General features: G+C 36.5%; 20 protein-coding genes. 8 read left to right on the top strand and 12 right to left on the bottom strand.

The annotated features are described in order from the left end of the window. Positions 1-64: 64 nt before the first annotated feature. Complete coding sequence (locus ACQKMV_RS09625) at positions 65-637, top strand: helix-turn-helix domain-containing protein (protein ID WP_328009168.1); 573 nt, start codon at positions 65-67, stop codon at positions 635-637. A gap of 181 nt (positions 638-818) precedes the next feature. Here ACQKMV_RS09625 and ACQKMV_RS09620 read toward each other — a convergent pair whose 3' ends face one another. From ACQKMV_RS09620 to ACQKMV_RS09600, 5 genes are all read right to left on the bottom strand, one after another. Further along, positions 819-2,483: a methyl-accepting chemotaxis protein gene (locus tag ACQKMV_RS09620; protein WP_427503625.1), complete on the bottom strand. Its 1,665-nt coding sequence runs from the start codon at positions 2,481-2,483 to the stop codon at positions 819-821. After that, positions 2,480-3,466 (bottom strand): BMP family lipoprotein, encoded by a 987-nt coding sequence (locus ACQKMV_RS09615; RefSeq protein ID WP_427503624.1) that lies wholly within the window; start codon positions 3,464-3,466, stop codon positions 2,480-2,482. The genes ACQKMV_RS09620 and ACQKMV_RS09615 overlap by 4 nt, the downstream gene beginning before the upstream one ends. Before the next feature lie 289 nt (positions 3,467-3,755). Next, positions 3,756-5,024 (bottom strand): PTS ascorbate transporter subunit IIC, encoded by a 1,269-nt coding sequence (locus ACQKMV_RS09610; RefSeq protein ID WP_427503622.1) that lies wholly within the window; start codon positions 5,022-5,024, stop codon positions 3,756-3,758. Between the two features lie 48 nt (positions 5,025-5,072). Continuing rightward, positions 5,073-5,336, bottom strand: a complete 264-nt coding sequence (locus ACQKMV_RS09605; protein WP_427425399.1) for a PTS sugar transporter subunit IIB — start codon at positions 5,334-5,336, stop codon at positions 5,073-5,075. 5 nt (positions 5,337-5,341) lie between these two features. Next, positions 5,342-5,791 carry a PTS sugar transporter subunit IIA gene (locus tag ACQKMV_RS09600; protein WP_427503621.1) on the bottom strand — a complete coding sequence of 150 codons (450 nt, stop codon included), beginning with the start codon at positions 5,789-5,791 and terminating at the stop codon, positions 5,342-5,344. Between the two features lie 403 nt (positions 5,792-6,194). On the opposite strand from ACQKMV_RS09600, the gene ACQKMV_RS09595 reads away from it, so the two are divergent. The 3 genes from ACQKMV_RS09595 (at position 6,195) to ACQKMV_RS09585 (ending at position 8,979) form a co-directional block, all read left to right on the top strand. Next, positions 6,195-7,520, top strand: a complete 1,326-nt coding sequence (locus ACQKMV_RS09595) for a M48 family metallopeptidase (RefSeq protein WP_427503698.1) — start codon at positions 6,195-6,197, stop codon at positions 7,518-7,520. Positions 7,521-7,633: 113 nt separating this feature from the next. After that, positions 7,634-8,449: a YitT family protein gene (locus tag ACQKMV_RS09590; RefSeq protein WP_427503620.1), complete on the top strand. Its 816-nt coding sequence runs from the start codon at positions 7,634-7,636 to the stop codon at positions 8,447-8,449. 170 nt (positions 8,450-8,619) lie between these two features. After that, on the top strand, positions 8,620-8,979 hold the full coding sequence (locus tag ACQKMV_RS09585) for an MmcQ/YjbR family DNA-binding protein (protein ID WP_427503619.1): 360 nt from the start codon (positions 8,620-8,622) through the stop codon (positions 8,977-8,979). 250 nt (positions 8,980-9,229) lie between these two features. On the opposite strand, the gene ACQKMV_RS09580 is transcribed toward ACQKMV_RS09585, so the two are convergent. The 6 genes from ACQKMV_RS09580 to ACQKMV_RS09555 all read right to left on the bottom strand — a co-directional run bounded on the left by ACQKMV_RS09580 (position 9,230) and on the right by ACQKMV_RS09555 (position 13,122). Continuing rightward, positions 9,230-9,571, bottom strand: coding sequence for a GIY-YIG nuclease family protein (locus ACQKMV_RS09580; protein ID WP_427503618.1), 342 nt, complete (start codon positions 9,569-9,571; stop codon positions 9,230-9,232). A 16-nt stretch (positions 9,572-9,587) separates the two neighbouring features. Further along, a complete protein-coding gene (locus ACQKMV_RS09575) occupies positions 9,588-10,343 on the bottom strand; it encodes a DUF2087 domain-containing protein (protein ID WP_427503616.1) in 756 nt (251 codons plus the stop codon). A 123-nt stretch (positions 10,344-10,466) separates the two neighbouring features. Then, on the bottom strand, positions 10,467-11,342 hold the full coding sequence (locus tag ACQKMV_RS09570; protein ID WP_427503614.1) for an ABC transporter permease: 876 nt from the start codon (positions 11,340-11,342) through the stop codon (positions 10,467-10,469). Continuing rightward, positions 11,326-12,261, bottom strand: coding sequence for an ATP-binding cassette domain-containing protein (locus tag ACQKMV_RS09565; RefSeq protein WP_427503613.1), 936 nt, complete (start codon positions 12,259-12,261; stop codon positions 11,326-11,328). Before ACQKMV_RS09565 ends, ACQKMV_RS09570 begins: the two co-directional genes overlap by 17 nt. A 5-nt stretch (positions 12,262-12,266) precedes the next feature. Next, entirely contained in the window at positions 12,267-12,671 is a 405-nt protein-coding gene (locus ACQKMV_RS09560) for a DUF3021 domain-containing protein (protein WP_427425407.1), read from the bottom strand. Position 12,672: 1 nt separating this feature from the next. Continuing rightward, positions 12,673-13,122 carry a LytTR family DNA-binding domain-containing protein gene (locus ACQKMV_RS09555; protein ID WP_427503612.1) on the bottom strand — a complete coding sequence of 150 codons (450 nt, stop codon included), beginning with the start codon at positions 13,120-13,122 and terminating at the stop codon, positions 12,673-12,675. Between the two features lie 229 nt (positions 13,123-13,351). On the opposite strand from ACQKMV_RS09555, the gene ACQKMV_RS09550 reads away from it, so the two are divergent. Beyond that, the gene (locus ACQKMV_RS09550) at positions 13,352-14,380 is read left to right on the top strand and encodes an AbrB family transcriptional regulator (protein WP_427503611.1); all 1,029 of its coding nucleotides are present in this window, start codon (positions 13,352-13,354) and stop codon (positions 14,378-14,380) included. Between the two features lie 59 nt (positions 14,381-14,439). Here ACQKMV_RS09550 and ACQKMV_RS09545 read toward each other — a convergent pair whose 3' ends face one another. Then, positions 14,440-16,134: a methyl-accepting chemotaxis protein gene (locus ACQKMV_RS09545; RefSeq protein ID WP_427503610.1), complete on the bottom strand. Its 1,695-nt coding sequence runs from the start codon at positions 16,132-16,134 to the stop codon at positions 14,440-14,442. Positions 16,135-16,386: 252 nt separating this feature from the next. Between ACQKMV_RS09545 and ACQKMV_RS09540 the strand changes: the two genes are divergently transcribed. The 3 genes from ACQKMV_RS09540 (at position 16,387) to ACQKMV_RS09530 (ending at position 19,214) form a co-directional block, all read left to right on the top strand. Then, positions 16,387-16,527 (top strand): RAxF-45 family protein, encoded by a 141-nt coding sequence (locus ACQKMV_RS09540; RefSeq protein WP_004232534.1) that lies wholly within the window; start codon positions 16,387-16,389, stop codon positions 16,525-16,527. Positions 16,528-16,630: 103 nt separating this feature from the next. Continuing rightward, complete coding sequence (abc-f, locus tag ACQKMV_RS09535; protein ID WP_427503608.1) at positions 16,631-18,430, top strand: ribosomal protection-like ABC-F family protein; 1,800 nt, start codon at positions 16,631-16,633, stop codon at positions 18,428-18,430. Further along, a complete protein-coding gene (locus tag ACQKMV_RS09530) occupies positions 18,423-19,214 on the top strand; it encodes a GNAT family N-acetyltransferase (RefSeq protein ID WP_427503607.1) in 792 nt (263 codons plus the stop codon). The genes abc-f and ACQKMV_RS09530 overlap by 8 nt, the downstream gene beginning before the upstream one ends. Positions 19,215-19,265 lie beyond the last annotated feature (51 nt).

Here is a 19,265-nt window from a genome sequence, read left to right as displayed (position 1 = left end):
ATATATTATAATATAATTATTTATATAAAAAGTAAACTATAATATACCGAAAACGGAGGTTCCTATGAAAGAACAAGAGGATATGCAAACAAAAGAAGTAATACTGCAAGTTGGTCAATTGTTACGACAAATACGCAATGAACAAAAATTAAGTTTAGAAGAGTTAGCAAAAAAAACAGGTGTTAGTAAATTAACGTTAGGGAAAATCGAAAGAGGAGAAACGAATCCTACATTAGGCGTCATTTGGAAGATTACAAAAGGATTATCTATTCCGTTGTCACGGCTTATGGTTATAGAAGATATCGTAAATGTTGCACGCTGCGGAGAAGGATTTATTATAGAAGAAAATCAAATGTGGCGATTAGAAACTATATTTCGATACAAAAAAGAAACAGGATTGGAAATGCATCGTGCTTGTTTGCAACCGAATAGCATATATGAGGCAGAACCTCATCATGAAGGAGCTATCGAATATGTCACAGTAATGAAAGGGACAATTTCGATTCAAGTTGGACAAGAAATATATACATTAAACGAATTTGATTCTATTCAATTTGAAGCAAATAGAAAGCATAGCTATGAAAACACCGGAAATGAAGTTGCAGTTCTCCATTTAACAATGAAATATCTATCTTGAAATAAGTAATTACTCTAGTAGTTTTATCTTTGGATGCTATGTGGGGGGCTTGAGCTGGAAGCGGCCTTGGCGAGCCAAAAGTGGACAGACTCAACAATAATAAAAATCCCGAATAATGTCCGTTATTCGGGATTTTGTTTTTCTAACTTTTTGTTATTAATTTATCCTAAATCAGTATTTATCATGATAATGTGAATTTTTTTAGCTCTACAGTCAACGTATTTGTCATTTCTTGAAGTTCTGAAACCTTTTCACTAATTTTTTCGAATGATCCTAACTGTGCTTGAGTAGAAGCGGATATTTCTTCTGTTCCTGCAGCGGTTTCTTCCGTAATAGCTGAAATGTTTTCAATGGCACTGTTCATTTGCTGGCTCATTTCGCTTGTTTGCTCCATATCCTTCGTAAGGTGCTGTAACTGATCATTCATGTCTAAAACATGAGTTGCAATTGCCTCGAATGACTTTTCTGTATCGGTCATCGATTGTAATTGCTCTGTTGAAAGCTGATGTCCGTGCTCTGCCGTAGAAAGAATGAGCGAAATGCCATCTTGTATATGTGTAACCATAGAAGAGATTAAAGAAGTCGCTTTTTCTGTTTCATGAGATAATTTTTTGACTTCCTCCGCTACAATCGCGAATCCTTTTCCGGCTTCTCCAGCCCGTGCCGCTTCGATTGCTGCATTTAATGCTAAAAGATTTGTTTGATCAGCAATCGTGTGAACTGCATTAGCAGCACCTTCAATTTCTGTTGTGAATTGAGAGAATTGAGTAACTGCCTCTTTGATGTTAATCGAAGTGGATGAAATATCCTGCGCGATAGTGGATTGCTTTTCTAATGAACTACGACCAGTTTGAACAGCAGATAGTGCCTGGTTTCCGTTTACTGCTGATTGTTCACTTGTCTGCTGAACAGTAGTAAATTGATCTGCCATCGTATTCATAAGAATAACAGTTGACTGGATATCTTCTGAAATAGTTAAGCTTCCCTTTGCCAATTCGTCGGTTGATGTAGCAATTTGTTTGCTGCCTTCGTTAACGCTTTCAATATAGCTTGTGACATCTTTTGTAAATAGGCCAACATTTTTACCTACATTATCAATGGATTGTACAGTGCTTTTTAAACTAACAATCATTTTGGAAAAGTTCTCAGTCAGTTGATCAACTTCATTTCGACTGTCTTTCTTATAGGGAAGGGAAGCAGTGTCAATTGTCAAATTCCCAGCAGCCACCAATTGTGCACAATCTACGATACGGTTAATCGGATTTGTAATTCTCTTCGTTGCGACATAAGAAAAAATGATGGTAGCAATAATTAGAAGGATACTTCCTATTATTGTTGTTGTAGTAATAAAAGAAATTTTTTGCTTCGCTAAATCATTCATTTCTTTATACCATTCATTTGTTTCTTTTTTCAGTAGATACATATCGTTTAATATACCGGATATTCTTATTGCTTGTTTTTTTATCTCAGCGCGATTGTAAGCAAGAAATCCTGCCTCTGAAGCTTTTGCTAACTCGTCGTATTTACCCTCAATTTTTTTGATGATTGCTTTATGCTCAGATATTTTTGCAATTGTTGAGAGTTTTTCTAAATTTGCTTTCGTTTCTTTTAAAATTGAAAGAGCTTCATTTTTATTGGCCTCACTATCTAAATAAGTGTAATTATTTAATGATTGGCTCGCTACAACTAAACTTTGTTCAAGTTCTTTCACTGCCAGTAATAGTTCTGTATCATCTTGTGCAGTTGTTTGTAAATCAAATGTTTGAACGATAATAAAAACAATCATAGCCATTGCGAGGACAATTGGAATAAGTATGTTAGTAAATAATTTTTTTCGTAGTGTCACTGGCTGTTCCCCTTTTCTGCAGTAACTTTTATTTTACCCGAGACAATATCTTCTTTTGCTTTTTCAATGGCCTTCTGTTGCTCAGGCGTAAGTTTAATAATACGTATATCCGCAAGGCCCACACCATTATCAGCTAGACCGAATGACAACGATTTGTCTGAAATTTTTCCGTCCTCAACTAATGTTTTAGCAATTTTAAAAACAGCTTGGTCGACATTTTTTAACATAGATGTCACGACAGTTTTTTCTGCAATGTAAAATTGATCAATATCAACTCCGGCCGCATAAATGCCCAATTCTTCTGCTTTCTTAATGGCACCAAAGCCTGTGAAGCCCGCTGCGTGATAAATGAAATCTACTTTGTTCTTTATGTAACGTTCTGCGATTGCGGCACCTGCCTCGGTATCATCAAATGAGCCAACATATTCACTAATAATTTCGATATTTGGATTATAATATTTAGCTCCCTCAATAAAGCCGTTTTCAAAGTGATGGATAACCGGAACATCTGCACCACCAATAAATCCTATTTTTCCAGTTTTACTCGTCATTGCAGCAACCATTCCAAGTAAAAAGCTCCCTTCCTGCTCTTTAAAGGTTATGGAAGTGATATTGGCAACATCTGATTGCCCATCAATCAGGACGAATTGTTGATCAGGATATTTCTTCGCAGTCTTTTCCAATGCTTCCTGTACAGAGAAGCCAAGACCAATAATGACGTTATACTTTTCTGCGACTAGTTCTTCTAGCTTCTCTTCGTACTTACCATCAGGCGCCTCTTTATAATCAAACAAAATACCTAGCTCATCTCGTGCTTTCTCAAGCCCTTTAAAAGCTGAGTCATTAAATGATTCATCACCAAGCCCTGCGTCGGAGAGTAAGATACCAATTTTATAATTATCTTTCGCTTTTTCTGGTGGAGCTGTTGAACAGCCTGCTATTAATAAAACGATTAAACAAAAGCCAATCATTAATTTTTTCAATATGAGTACCTCCAATTGTATGTATTATTTATATCGGTAAAAGTTTTTCTAAGTCAGATGTCAGACGACGTTTTTTGTTTTACCATTAAATATTATCAAACTTTTTACAATTTACTACAGGGAAATGGGTTCAAATCATCCTCGCAAATTTTAAATCACTAGTTATTTAGTTGGTTATCCGATGAATTATCTCTATATTTATAGTGAAAAAGATGGAAATATCGCGATATAAGTACTATTGGCATATTAAAAAAGCCTCGCAAAGAGTTTGCGAGACCCATAGTTTAAATTAAACTGCACCAAATAATTTCAATACATTTATTATAATAATTCCTACAATGCCGAAGTCTGAATCGCCAAATGTAGTTCCCTCGTAGCCGATATCACCCATAAAGATAAGTAGGATCGCGGGGATAAAGCTAATAATTAATCCGTTGGCAAATGCTCCTACCATGGCACCGATTCTACCACCAGTTGCATTACCAAATACTCCTGCAGCCGCACCCGTGAAGAAATGTGGTACAAGCCCAGGAACAATCACTTTTAGCCCTATGAGGGGAAGTATAAACATGGATACTAGGCCTGCCACAAAGCTAAACAGGAAACCGATAATCACTGCATTTGGAGCGAATGGAAAAATTGTTGGGCAGTCTAATGCAGGCTTTGTGTTTGGCACGAGCTTATCTGCAATCCCTTTAAAAGCAGGAATTATTTCGGCGATCAGCATCCGCACTCCAGCCAAAATGATATAGACACCAGCGGCAAAGGTAATAGCTTGAATAATGGCAAAGACGATAAAGTTTGAACCGCCAGATAATTGTGCCTCAATATAGGATTGACCTGCGAATAGAGCAACGATAATAAAAAATAGACTCATAGTTAAGGAAACAGCTACAGATGTATCTCTTAAAAAACCTAGGGATTTTGGAACTTTTATGTCTTCCGTTGATTTAGCTTTGTTTCCAAAGAGCTTTCCAATTTTAGCAGATACATAATATCCAACACTGCCAAAATGACCAACAGCAAAATCATCACTGCCGGTTATTTGCCGAACAGTTGGTTGTAAAATGGCAGGGAATACGACCATACATAGACCAAGTATAATGGAGCCAACGATTATAAGAGGTGTGCCACTCATACCACCGACTGAAAGTGATGCTGCTATTAAACACGCCATAAATAATGTATGATGACCAGTTAAAAATATATATTTTAAGGGTGTAAATCGAGCAAATAAAATGTTCATAATCATACCGAAAACCATGATCATAGCAGTAGCTGTTCCGAAACTAGTTTGGGCGGCTGCTACAATCGCTTCATTATTGGGGATAACCCCTTGGACATTAAATGCATGATCAAACATTTTACTAAAGTGATTTAAAGAACCAATTAAAACGGTTGCACCTGCACCGAGAATAACAAAGCCCATAACGGTTTTTAGCGTACCAGAAAGAACTGTTGAAGCTGACTTTTTTTGGATTAATAATCCGACAAATGCGAATAGGCCGACTAATATAGCTGGTGTTCCTAAAATGTCATTCATAATAACATCTAACATATTAACACCTCATCCTATCCAATTTTTAATGAAGTTCAATTCAATCCTTTATAGCAGAGATTTAAGCTTTAATTTAATTTCTGAAATACTCATCATATTAACTATACTAACGATGTGACCTCTTTCTTCGGGTAATTGATTGACAATATCCTCTGCACCAATATAAATATCCGCTTTTTCTGCCTTGGCAGATGCTAAATCTGTATGAGTTACTTCTGCAACTTTTCCAAGTTCAGTTAACGCTTTTTTTACATTCAATTCCATAATAAAGCTACTACCTAAGCCATTCCCGCACACTACTAAAATTTTCATCAAGATTACTCCTTCGCCACAATTTGTTGAATTTCTTTAATAATATTGTCTTTATGCTGGCAGGCGATGATGCTGTCAATTTGATTTGGTTCTTGCAAAATCTTTGTTAAGTCAGCTAATGCCTGCAGATGCGACACACTATCGGTCGCAGCTAAGACAATAATTAAGAAAACAGGCTTTTCTGGTCCAAACATAACAGGCTTTTGTAAGCTTAATAGGCTCATGGCTAGTTCGTTAACTCCTTCTGTGTGCCGAGCATGTGGAATCGCTACTTTTGGTGTAATGACTACATAAGGTCCGTGTTTTTCAATGGAATGAATCATTGCCTCAATATAGCGTTTTTCGATTTTATTATCCTTTAATAGTGGACTAGCAGCTAAATGAATAGCTTCCTGCCAAGTATTTACAAAATTTGCGAGTTGTATAGTATCTTTTGTCAGTAACTCAGTTAGCAAGTACAACCCTCCCTTCGTAGGGATAAACAGTCCCCATTCCATGTTATTATTGCTGACTATGGAATTATGTCATATGAGGATATTTTTTGTTTGGAAAAATCAAAAAATGAAGTTTTTACATTAAAATTCATTTTGCTGTTTAGACAAGATTTAGGATGAAAATGCCGAATCTTTCTTTCTTAAGTGTCGCACGGTGGAAGTTCTATTTGATCAAAAGTTCAATATGATGAGCAATTACTTTAAAATTCATTAGCAAAGCTTTGGGAAACTTTAGCGCATTGTTCTTTTTGGTGTGAAGTAGAATAGAAGGTAAATAAAACAAAGAAAAATTTGTTCTAACTTTTTTAATTTAGCTTACACTTACTATAGGACGAACTTAGTGTTGAACAAGGGAGGAAATGACATAGCGAAAAAAATGGGAATTGTCGCGCTACTTTTATTCGGTGTTTATGTGCTGTGTATGTATTGGTATATATTCCACAGCGGTGGTGGTACAATACCACGAGCGATGCAGGGGACAGCTGCAGATCCAGTGATGTTTATGTCTGAAAAGGAACTATACTTAAGTGGTGAATATTCTAAAATACGGAACTTCCTATTCTTTGTTGCTACACCTTTGGAATGGCTAATCTATTTCATGATATTAATTATGGGTGTATCACGTTATTTCGAAAAAGTTGCGACATCACAAACAAAATGGAAGCTGTTACAAAATGCAAGTTACCTATTCTTATTATCACTTTTACTATATGTTGTACTATTTCCACTCAATTATTATCGTTACAATTTAAGCAAAACGTACGGTATTAGTACACAAGGGTTCTCGTCATGGATGCGAGATGGCATTCTTGATTTTTGGGTCAACTTTGGCATGAGTTTTATTATCGTGACTGTCCTTTATTGGCTCATCAAAAAAAGTGCCAAAAGATGGTGGCTATATGCATGGTTTCTAACGATTCCATTTACAATATTTGTTATGTTCATTCAACCTGTAGTCATTGATCCTTTATATAATGATTTTTATCCGTTAAAAAATAAAGAGCTAGAGGCGAAAATTTTGTCAATTGCTTCACAGGCGAATATACCAGCAGAGCACGTATATGAAGTCAATATGGCAGAAAAAACAAATGCCTTAAATGCCTATGTAACGGGTATTGGCAGTAATTCGAGAATTGTGCTATGGGATACAACTTTAAACCGTTTAACGGATAATGAAATATTATTTATCATGGCACATGAAATGGGACACTATGTTGAAAAGCATATTTATTTTGGCATTGCTGGATATCTTCTGTTGACATTAATAGGCTTATGGCTCACAGCGAAATGTTTGAGGTGGTTGATTGGACGTTACGGACAGGTATTAAAAATTAAAAAGGTCGGTGACATAGGTTCTTATCCATTGTTTTTACTCCTAACATCTGTTTTATTATTTGCTTCAAGCCCTCTGTCGAACTATGTTTCAAGGTATCAAGAAACGAGAGCTGATCAATATGCGATTTCACTGACGGGTGATCGAGAGTCTGCAGTTACTGCATTCCAGAAGCTAACGATATCTGGTTTAAGTGAGGTAAATCCACAGTTACTCGTAAAGTGGTTCCGTTATACACATCCGCCTATGCTTGAACGTATTTATAAGGTAGCAGATAAAGTAGAAGAGAATAAAGATGAGCCGTTAAAAGAAGTGCCGATAAAAGAAGAGCAGAAAAAAGAATATCAGAAGAAATAAATATCGTTGTTTTAACTACGTTAGTGCAATACTCTAGGTTTTTTGAACGAATAACTTGGGTATTCTAAGGGGAAGAAGTATAAAACTCGTTCGTAAATGATAGGGGAATTGTTATGCGAAATATTGTCGTTATTACACTTTCATCGATATTAGTCGCCCTTGCCTATAATCTTTTGTTAATTCCACATGAGATTTTAAGTGGAGGATTAAGCGGGATTGCTATCATGCTTGGTATTATTACACCCTTGAATACAGGGGTTTTAAATTTACTATTGAATTTGCCTCTGCTTATTATAGGGGTCTTGAAGCTAGGGAAGCGGTTCATTGGATATACCATTCTTTCAGTAGTTGTCTTGTCAGTAAGCTTGTATATTATTCCGGTTTATAAAGCTACACAAGATCCAATTCTTGCCTCATTATTTGGTGGTGTTATTGTGGGCTTAGGGTTGGGTATGATTTTTCGTGCGGCAGGTTCTTCTGGTGGTTTTGATATTATAGCGATGCTGCTAAGTCGCAAACGAGATTTTCCACTTGGTACATTAATCTCTGCGATGAATGGTATCGTTGTAGCTATCTCCGGATTCGTTTTTAGCTGGGATGCGGCATTACTGACGCTCGTATCAATTTATGCTACTGGGAAGGTTGTCGACACTATTCATACGAGTCATATTAAATTGACAATGATGATTATTACGAGCAAGGGCGAGGAAGTAAAACAGCAGTTACTGGAAAAGCTTCATAGAGGTGTAACTATTATGGATGCGAAGGGTGCTTATTCAGGCGAAGGGCGAAAAGTTTTAATTACCGTCATTACACGCTATCAGCTTGCCGATGTTAAAGCAATGATCAAGGAAGCGGATGCCAAAGCTTTTGTCAATATATTACAAACTACCGAGGTCATCGGCGTATTTGATAGAGGTATAAAGTAATGGATGTCCTTTAATAACGAGTTATGGTTGACGCTTAGCTCTCTCATTGTTGCTAAGAGGCTCAGTAGACGATTTAAAATAAATATATATTTCCTCTTCACACGTTATTGATTATAATTAAAATAATCGAACGTGTGTTTTTTTATTTTGATATGAAATGGGGTTAAATAATGAACAAAGAAACAATTCACGCATTTTGCCTAAAGCTTCATGGAACAACGCATGATTACAAAGAAGAGTGGGGAGCGGATCGCTATCATATTGGTGGTAAAATGTATGGAATGATGGGCGGAGACGCGACTGGAAGACCGGTACTTACATTAAAATGTGAACCTAATCGGGCTGAAGAGTTGAGAGAAGCCTATGAAGGTATTATTCCAGGCTACTATATGAATAAAACACATTGGAACTCAATCTATATGGATGTAGATGACGTGCCTATTGATTTAGTCGAAAATTTAATCAAGCATTCGTATGAGCTAGTTTTCGGAAAGCTAACAAAAAAAGCTCAACAGGAAATTAAGAAATGAAGTGAGAGGACGAACCCACGCAAAGAAGTGGGGTTGGCCAACGAAGAAATACTCGGGTGCAACTGCTCGAGTTAACCAAAGAACTGCTCTGGTGCAACTGGTTTTGTTCTACCTACGAAAAGGAATACCTTAGAAGCAGTGAATCCCTACGCGAAACAACACAATATATGAAATTAAAAAAGAATCTGCAAGTTTCTCCATCTAAATCGCGGAGAAAACAGATTCTTTTTTTGTAGCTCTCATGCTTTACCTAGTTATATCCACGTTCACCAAATGGCTGAAGCTTGTCGAGCCATTTTTGTTCCAGCTTTTCTAGCTCTTTTTTGGCATCGAAATAGCCTTCTTCTTTTTTCTTCAAATATTCCACAACTTCAATATCGAAGGCATCCTTGCCGAATGTGTTGTAATCGGCTTGTAGCTTTTTATTAGTATGTGTATCTGTTTTTAATGAAAATTGAAAGCCGTTTAAGCGTTTTAAATTATTGAAGCTGCCAACAAACACTTTACCATTTTGTTGATTGGTCATTGTAAAAACACCAGCTTCGATTTTTATTTCTTTATACATTTCTTTTAATTCTTTTTTATGGTCCATCGGAAATCCTTCTTTCTTATTTTTTTATCCAGTAAGCACTGCCATCCTCTTGTCGATCCATGAAGCCGTATTCGATTAAATAGCGACGTATTTGCACATAGTCCTCATATATCGGCTGAATCATTTCGTTTAATTCTTTTTCTGAATACTGTTTTGTTTCATCGAAAAGCTTTGTGATTGCACGGAGTACCACAATTTTATGTTTCTCACGTATTGGGAAGCGGACAAGCTCTTTCCCAATACCGTTTGGAAAGTACTTTTCAAGTAATTGCTGCTCTTCAGAAATCGTAATATTATAGCGATCGTCGACCATCGTAGCTGTTTTGTGAATGGGTACAAAGTTATCTTTCTTTTGGTCCTGTTCTTTTAATAGCTCCATCATCGCAAGAAAAGTTTTCGCTTGTCGTTCCTTTTCTTTAAGGGTAAAGCGATGGTGACGTATCGTTGTTGCACTACCAATTTCCAGCTCTTCTTTAATTTCTTGATCGGTTTTTCCTTCATAAAATAAGCTTAAAATATGACTTTGATGATCAGTTAGTCCTGTCATTTTTTTATTAAGGCCATTTAAATAATGAAATACAGATTGATGAGCAGCAGTAATATGATGTTGCATAAATTTTTCTGCCTCGTAGAGAACGCCTTCATGTGGATAAATAATTCCTTTTTCAATCTTTTCTCCACAAAGTAGACAAGTGAAGTGTGTTGCTTCATCGTTGTAACCCTTTTTTATGTCATGGATTGACGCTTGCCAGAATAATTCATTTACATCCATTGGATATCCTCCTGAAAAACAAACGATAAAACATTTTGTTTGCTTATTTATTATTAAAATAACAAATTGTTTGGATAAAATCAATAAAAAACACATCGTTTTATAAACGATGTGCGAAAGTGTTTATTTACTTTTCTTTTTAAAAATAATGATAGATAAGATTGATAGCACAATAATAGTTACGACAATAATGATAATGCTTGTTGAGGAACTTAGTATATTTCCATGAAGGTCATAGACAATACCATACATTTTTTTGTATTCTTCTACCTGTGAAGCAGGCGCACCTTCGAAAACCTTGGAAATTGAGCTCTCCATAAAAGCATTGCGTAATAGTAAAGTTGTATGACTGATAGGGAAATACATAATAAGGTTTTGAGCAAAACTTGGAAGTGCACCAACAGGTACATAAACGCCACATAAGAAACCGAGTGCTGTACCGACGATTGTACTGAGAGTTGAAAATGAATGTTGGCTGTTAGCAAGTAACACAAGGAAGAGATTAAAAACACTGGCAAGTAACACAGATAAAAATAATAAGCCTACTACTTTCATGAAATCCCCAAAGCTTAGTAGTTGACCGCCAGTTGATGCGATAAAAATTTCACAGCCAATAAGGGCGATAAAGGAAAAAATACAGCCAATGATAAAGGCATTTAATACATAGCTAAATTGAATAGTTGCTCTCGAGATGGGCGCAGTTAGAAAATCAGCTTGCGCTTTTGATTCAAGATCCCTAACAGCAATGCCATACGCAGCAAGTGTAGAAGAAACAGCGATCATAGAGAGTAAACCAGCGACAATCCATTCATTGACCATTGTTATCACAGCTGGAGTAGCCTTTGTCACTTCTTCAATGGCATTGACCTGCATTTTTTGAAGAAATACTGCGTAAAGGACAATGACAATAATGACAGCAAGCAGTGAGTAGAAGACTTGTGTTTTATCACGTCTAAAAACCTTGTTATTTCGCTGTACTAAACTAAATAATGCTTCCATAAGCTGCGCCTCCCTCGGCCATAATATGAAGAAAGACATCATCCATCGTACCTTTGATGACTTCAAACGAAGCAATAAGCGGCTCCGCTTTTTTTAATAGCGTTAAAGCATGAAGTGTCGAGTCGACTCGGATGGAGAAAATGCCTAGATTTTCTGTATAGGAGATGGCATTTTCCTCGAGCCACTGTATCCCTTCAGAACTATTATGAAAAACAATTGCCATTGAATCATAAGCGTATTTTGTTTTAAGAGCATCTGGTGTCCCTTCAGCAACAATTTCTCCTTCTTTTAAGACGATGACTTGATGAGCGACTGCCGCTTCCTCCATATAATGAGTTGTTAAAAAAACAGTCATGTTTGTCTCTAGCTGAAGTTGTTTAATGGCTTGCCAAACGAATTGACGCGTTTGTGGATCAAGCCCAGTTGTCGGTTCATCTAAAAACAATATATTTGGTCGATGGATAAGGGCTCGAGCAATATCAGCACGCCTTTTTTGACCACCTGATAACGTTCCATATTTGCGCTTTTCTATATCAGCTAAATGCAAGTATGTTGAAACGAATTGATAATTATCGGTCAATTGTTTTTTCGATAAGCCATATGTTTTACCACGGTGAAGTATATTTTCCCGCACCGTTAATCGTTCATCTAGTAAACTTTGCTGGAATACGACACCAATGGATTTTCGAATTTCCGCATTGTCATTGCTTGCATCAAGTGTATAGCCATTAATTTTTACAGTACCGCTTGATTTTTTTAATAATGTACAGAGTATTTCAATGGTCGTTGATTTCCCTGCACCATTCGCACCTAAAAAGGCGAAGAGGGAGCCTTGCTCAACCGTAAATGAAATACCCTTTACGGCCTGATGATCGCCATATTGCTTACATAGATTTTCAACTTGTATAGCAAAAGTCATATTGTTTATTCCTTTCTTTTTTGAATTTCATAATTTATTTTTTCAATATCATTTTTTTGAAGTACATAAAGGATGCACCAAACTATTAAGTAAATAATAGCTTCACTTATAAGAACATACTTAATGCCGGAATGTTCAAACCAACGCCCGAAATAGCCTGCAATCATAACACACAGAGTAACTGCAATTAAATGTAGAATAAGCTGAATAATAAAAGGTAAACGCTCGATATCAAAAATGATGGACAGCAAACCAATTACAGCTCCAAGTATGGCTGCGATGATAATTTGTTCAAGTAATTCCGATCCTGACATTACAGCGTTATTAGATATGACGCTTAATGTCACTAAAACGTAGGAAGAGCTAAGTGATATGAGTAGTCCGATAATCATCATGCGAATAAATTTCATATTATGAGTCCCTCCCAATACCTAAGTGGTGTTTTAATTCTTTTAAATATTTGCGACTAACATGGATGGACACATCGTTTTCTAAAATCAGTTCTGTTGTACCGATTTTACCCATTTGAATAGAGGCAATTTTGTTAATATTGACTAGTGTCGATTTGCTGACTCGGGCAAAGTCTTTCGCTAATTGTGCTTCCAGCTCATATAATTTACGTTTCGTTTCGAATTCCTGTTCCTCGGTCTGCAAAAATACTTTTGCACCCTCTGCGTAAATGGAGTAAATATCTGAAATTTTTAGCATATGAATTTCCTGTTGAAAGTAGCCATCTAACATTGTCGTTTGTGAAGTTTGTAGTTGCTTCATCAGTCGCTCAATTTGCTCGTTATATTCCTTTGCATGTATATGAACCTCAGTTTCTTCTAATGCACTATTGATTGTTAAATGAATTTTCATTTCATAGGAGGCCTCCTTTACATATCTCCGCTATGGAGAAACACTGAATCAGGTAATAATAATGTAGCATAGAAAATTTTGGCTTGGAGAAAATCTTGGATAAGAGGTTAAATTTTATAGATAAGAGGTTAAATTTTAGCGATATATGACCTTGCAAAAAAGTGATGAAGTAGAAAAACAAGGAGGTTCACGGCATAATAGAATCATACAGTCACGAGGGGTTGCTTCTATGTTTATTTTTGACAAGCACATGTTAATTACATTATGTATTGGTTTAACAGGTGCGATTTTATTTAATGTATTACATATTCCAATGCCGTGGTTACTTGGAGCTATAGCAGCGGTGCTTATTGTTCAATTATCGACGAAAGTACAATTGAAATGGCATAAATATTTCCGTAATTTTGGTTTAATCGTTGCGGGTTATTCCATTGGTTTTGCGTTTACACCTGAAGCGGTGCAGGATATTAAACAATTTATAGGAAGTATGATTGTTATAAACGTATTATTTATTGTATTGTTTTTTGGTATTAGTTATTTAGTTGCAAAACGTGCAGATTTAGATTTTGCGACCGCATTGACATGCTGTGTACCTGGTGGCATGTCACAGGTTATTGCCTTTGCCGAGGAGCAGGGGGATATGGATATGGTCGTCATTACGTTCTTCCAAATATTACGGGTTCTTTTAATTGTCGGTTTTGTGCCATTAATGGTGTCAAGCTCTGGAGGAACGGGTGCAGTTGTCAACGGAGCGTATACATGGAGTCTAATAGGGTTACTTACTGTGTGTGGAGCAGCAGGGTGGCTAGCGCAAAAGGCAAAAATTCCGACAGGCTATATGCTTGGTCCAGTGTTTTTATTGATGGGCATAAATATAGCAGGGATTGATGTTCCGAAATTGCCATTGTCACTACTTCATATTGCGCAACTAATGCTTGGCATTTACATCGGACTATTATTGAAAAAAGAGGATTTACATTTATCGAAGAAGCATGTATTTTACGCTTTTGTATCAGCGGGTATCTTTGTTGGCGCAGCTTATGGGTTAACATTTGTGATGAAGAATTTTTACAGCCTTGATTTCCGAACAGGCTTTTTAAGTATCGTACCAGGCGGGCTTGATCAAATGGGGATTATCGCCGCTTCTGTTCATGCAAATGTGACAATCGTTACTGCATTTCAGTTATTCAGAGTGCTAGTCGTATCTATTTTCCTCGTACCGTTTGTTAAAATGTTTGTGAGAAAAGTGAAAACATAAAGAGGCTGATGATTTTATCAGCCTCTTTAAATTAGGAAATAAAATGATATGAACAAGCTTTAATATTTAAACTGATGGATTAAATCTTGTAGTGTCTCTGCATTATAAGTAAGCTGTGAGGCTGCTGTTTTGATATCCTCCATGGATTCAAGATTTGCTTCTGCAATTTGTGTAACTACTTTTGATTGCTCTCGTGCGTCTACTGCAATTTCAGCCATAATTTGTGTGGAAGCATTAGCTTGTTCGATTCGTGCATAGAGCTCTTCGGCAATACTTGAAACCTCTTGAATTTTATTTGTTACTTGTAAAACCTTGGATGTAATGTCTTCAAAAGCGATACTTGTTGTATGAACAATTTCTGCACTTGAAGCGGCTTCTTGTTCACTTTGTTGCATATGCTCACTTGCTTCCTTTGTTAGCTGCTGCATCGTATGAATGGTGTCGGTAATTTCTGCCGCTGATGTTTTCGATTGCTCCGCTAGTTTACGAACTTCTTCAGCTACAACCGCAAAGCCTTTACCATGTTCTCCAGCACGTGCTGCCTCTATGGATGCATTCAGCGCAAGTAAATTAGTTTGGTCAGCTATTGCGTGAATAACCTCAACAATATCGCCAATTTTGTTGGCATATGAATCAAGAGACGTGATAGAATTTGCACTGTCCTGCACGGCCGCTGTCATAGCACGCATTTGTACTTGCATCTTCTGCGCCGTTTCCTCACCGTGCTTAGCGGTAACAAAGGCATCAGATGCATAAGATGAAACCTCGCTATTTGTTTCAGTTACTAGTTGAATACCTCCTGCTATATCCTGCATAGCTTCCACATTTTCATTAGCACTATGTTTTTGTGTGCTTGCTCCACTCGCTAGTTCTTGCATATTGGCCGTTAAATTTTCAGTTGTTGATGTTGTAGAGCCCGCTGTTGCAGATAATTCAGCTGATGAGGCAGATACTTGATTCGCTGTTTTATCCACTTGCTGCATCATTTTACGTAATGTGGCGAGCATAGCATTGAAGGAATTTGCGAGTTCACCGATTTCATCCTTAGACTTGACAACAAGCTCCTGTGTTAAATCACCCTTCCCAGCTGAAATTGTTTCGAGCTGAGTGTTTAAATGCTTTAAAGGCTTAACAATCCCTCGTACGAATAAAATACCTGCAAAAACAGCGATAATGGCTGCGATAATTGTAAGGAAACCCATTTTAAGTAGCATTTTTTGAGCCACTGCATCAATTTCAGAAGAAGGCACTCCTGCAAATATCATACCAATTGTTTCCCCACCCGCATTTTTAATTGGCTCATATTTTGTTAAATAGGGTTCGCCGACAACTTCAGCAGTACCTGTATAACTTTTTCCTTGCGTTAACACAGTTTCTGCTACTATAGGATCAGCGGTTGTCCCAATCGCACGCTTTCCATCCACTACAATATTTGTATTAATGCGTGTATCATGAGCAAAAATAGTGATTGCTGCTTGAGATAATTCACCTAATTTATCAATGATAGCTGTTTCGTTAGCTACTTTAGCATCTCCCTTGTAAAGATCTCCATTTTTTAAATGCCATTTGCCTGGCAATGTTTGATCCAAATTATGTACGCTTAAATCAAAAATTTGAGTGAGACGAGTATTATATTCTGCTTGCAATGTTGTTTTCATTTCGTTTGTATTGACTAGACCGATTGCAATAATTACGAATGCAATGATTGCGACAATTAATAAGCTCATTTTGTTTTGCATACTTAATTTTTTCATAAATGTTCCTCCGTATTTTTACCCTCATAATATAAAGTAAGACTAATATACCATGAAAATTTTTCGTATATCCGCGAGAAAATGACTAATTAACGAAATTATTTATGAAAATATTTCTATTTTTATATTAGTTTATAGCTAGTACGAGTTTTGTATATTCATAAAAATTTGAAAGTGAAAAATTTTCCCTTTTCCAAATTCACTGAATTATGGTAATATAAATTTAACTATATTGAACGGAGGTGAAAAGGAATGAATAAAAACGCTACGAAAACATGTGTAAAAGTGGATACAGCTATGTATTTTGCACGTGTGATTACTTTCGATTTTGCGAACAACGGGATAGGTCTGTCCATTTTTAAGCAAAATCAAATAACAAACGTAGCGAATTAACCATTCTTTTTCACAAACTAATGAGGAAAAGACTGCTTGTTAATCGAGCAGTCTTTTTTGTGTCTATAGATGTTTTTCGCACGTTTCATTGGAGGAAAAAACGATGCAAATTAAGGCTGAACAAATACAAAAAATTATTGGTGGAAGCGTATTATTTGAAGGGCTTCAATTAGAAGTAAATACAGGCGAGCATGTTGCCATTGTTGGCGTGAATGGCAGTGGGAAAACGACTTTATTACAGTTACTAGCTGGGTTGGATACGCCAGATAAGGGACGAATCATAAAAAGTAAAGAAGCAACGATTGGTTATTTACATCAAATTCCGGATTATCCTATGCTCTCAGTAAAGGAAGTGCTGGAGGAAGCATTTGCGGAAATCTATGCACTAAAGGCAACAATGACAAAGCTTGAGCAAGAGATGCAGTTGGCTGTAACAGATAAAATACTTCAGCAATATGGTCATGTGCAGGAACAGTTTATGCTCCAGGGTGGCTATGAAATTGATGCGCAATTAGCGATGATTGCCAATGGTTTAGGTATTACGCCATTGCTTGAGCAACCATTTACTAGTTTAAGTGGTGGGGAGAAAACAAAGGTGATGCTTGGGCAAATTCTTTTAAGTAATCCTTCAATTTTACTATTAGATGAACCAACGAATCATTTAGATATGCAGGCAATTGAATGGTTAGAAAACTATGTCCGAAACTTTGCAGGAATTGTTATTGTCGTATCACATGATCGTCATTTTATGAATCAAATGGCTCAAAAAATAATTGAAATTGAAGATGGAGAAGCATTTGCGTATAGTGGCAATTACGATGCATTTGTTGAACAAAAAGAAGTTAAGGTTGAACAACAATTTACTCAATACGAAGAACAGCAAAAGAAAATTAAAAAAATGCAGGAAACAATAAAGCGCCTAAAGCAATGGGCAAATGAAGCGAATCCGCCAAATGCTGGCTTACATCGACGTGCTAAAAGTATGGAAAAAGCACTAGCACGGATAGAGCGTGTGAAGAAGCCTTTAACGAAAAAGAAAATGAATTTAGCCTTAATGATGGCTGAACGTAGTGGTAAAGAGGTTGTGCAAATGAAGGGTATTAGCCATGCATTTGAGAAACCATTATTTAAGGAAAGTAATTTAGCGGTTTACTTCGGAGAACGACTAGCGATTGTGGGTGGTAATGGAAGTGGAAAATCAACGTTATTAAAAATGATGTTAGGTGAGGTTGAACCTAATGAAGGTGCTTGCCATGTCGGCAACAGTGTAGAAATTGGCTATCTTTCGCAGCAATTTGAGCATAAAAATCCTGCTATTCGTTTAATAGATGCCTTCCGTGAGAGTGTCTCTGTGTCAGAGGCTGAGGCACGCCATATTCTTGCTCAGTTTTTATTTTATGGCTATGACGTTTTCAAAAAAGTGAAGGATTTAAGTGGAGGTGAAAAAATGCGCTTACGTCTAGCACAGTTAATGCATGAGGATATTAATTTATTAATGCTAGATGAGCCGACCAATCATTTAGACATTGAAGCGAGAGAGGTATTGGAGGATACACTGGAATCCTTTGAAGGAACCATTATTGGTGTCTCACATGACCGTTATTTTTTACAAAAGATATTTACAAAAGTTGCATGGATTGAGCATGAATCGATTCAAGTATTTGAAGGTGATTATGAATGGGCAAGACAAAAACGCTTAGAAATAGTAAAAGAACCAGTTATAAAAGAAGTGCCTGAAAAGTCCTATACTGCTAAAAAAGAGATTCCGATTGAAGAACAAATTGAAAAGCTCGAAATGAAATTAAAAGAGCCTGCACTTGCCAAAGAGCAACGTCAAAAGTTTGAACAGCAGCTAGAGGATTTATATGAAAAATGGATTGAGGGAGGAACAGAGCATGCATAAAATAGAGCACATCATGCAGTTAGATATTGATTATATTAAAAGTTTTAGTGAGATGGAAACATGTCACGAAGGAGTATTATTTTATAATAAGGAAATGCCAACATATTACGACGCTAATCATGCACACATTTGGAAGAAGATTACCGAGCCAGATATGTTTTTAAAGAAAATCAAGGATTTCTATCAATCAAAATCTCTCATCCCAAGATTGTATTTATACAATGTGGAGGAAAATCAGTCATGTATAGAAGTATTAGAGAATCATGGCTTTCAATTTGAAAGTTTTACTGATGATGTACAGTGTTGGAATGGTGAATACTCGCAAATATCACATAATCCAGCCATACAAATTGAACTTGTAACAGATGCCAATATGGAGGAAGCATTAGCTGTAGAAATGAGCATTTCTACATTTGGGGAGCCTGCATTAATTAAACAAGCTTTTGAGCAAACATATCATTCACCACAGTTTACGTATTATTTATTAAGATTAGATGGCAAAGCCTGCTGTACTGCCAATATTTTTGTCTCAGGAAATCAAGGGAGAGTTGAGAGTGTAGCCACACTTGAAAGCCATCGAGGACGAGGATTGATTGGATATATTCTGCAGCATATTCAGCAAGAGTCGGTAAAGCAGGGGTTAGAATATCTCTGGATTTTACCTATCAATGAACAGGTTGCCAAGGTCTATGACAAGGCAAATTTCAAATCAGTAGGTAAAATAAAATCAATTCATGCCTTTACTGAAGGAAAAAGCATAAATCAAATACGACAAGATTCCTAATTAGGATGAAAGATAAAAAATTTCGCTATACTCCAGAGGGACAGCAATCCT

Source organism: Lysinibacillus sp. NPDC094403, from assembly GCF_050278745.1.
Lineage (GTDB): Bacteria > Bacillota > Bacilli > Bacillales_A > Planococcaceae > Lysinibacillus.
The sequence above is the reverse complement of the archived record's forward strand: the minus strand, read 5'-3'. Positions and strand labels throughout refer to the sequence as shown.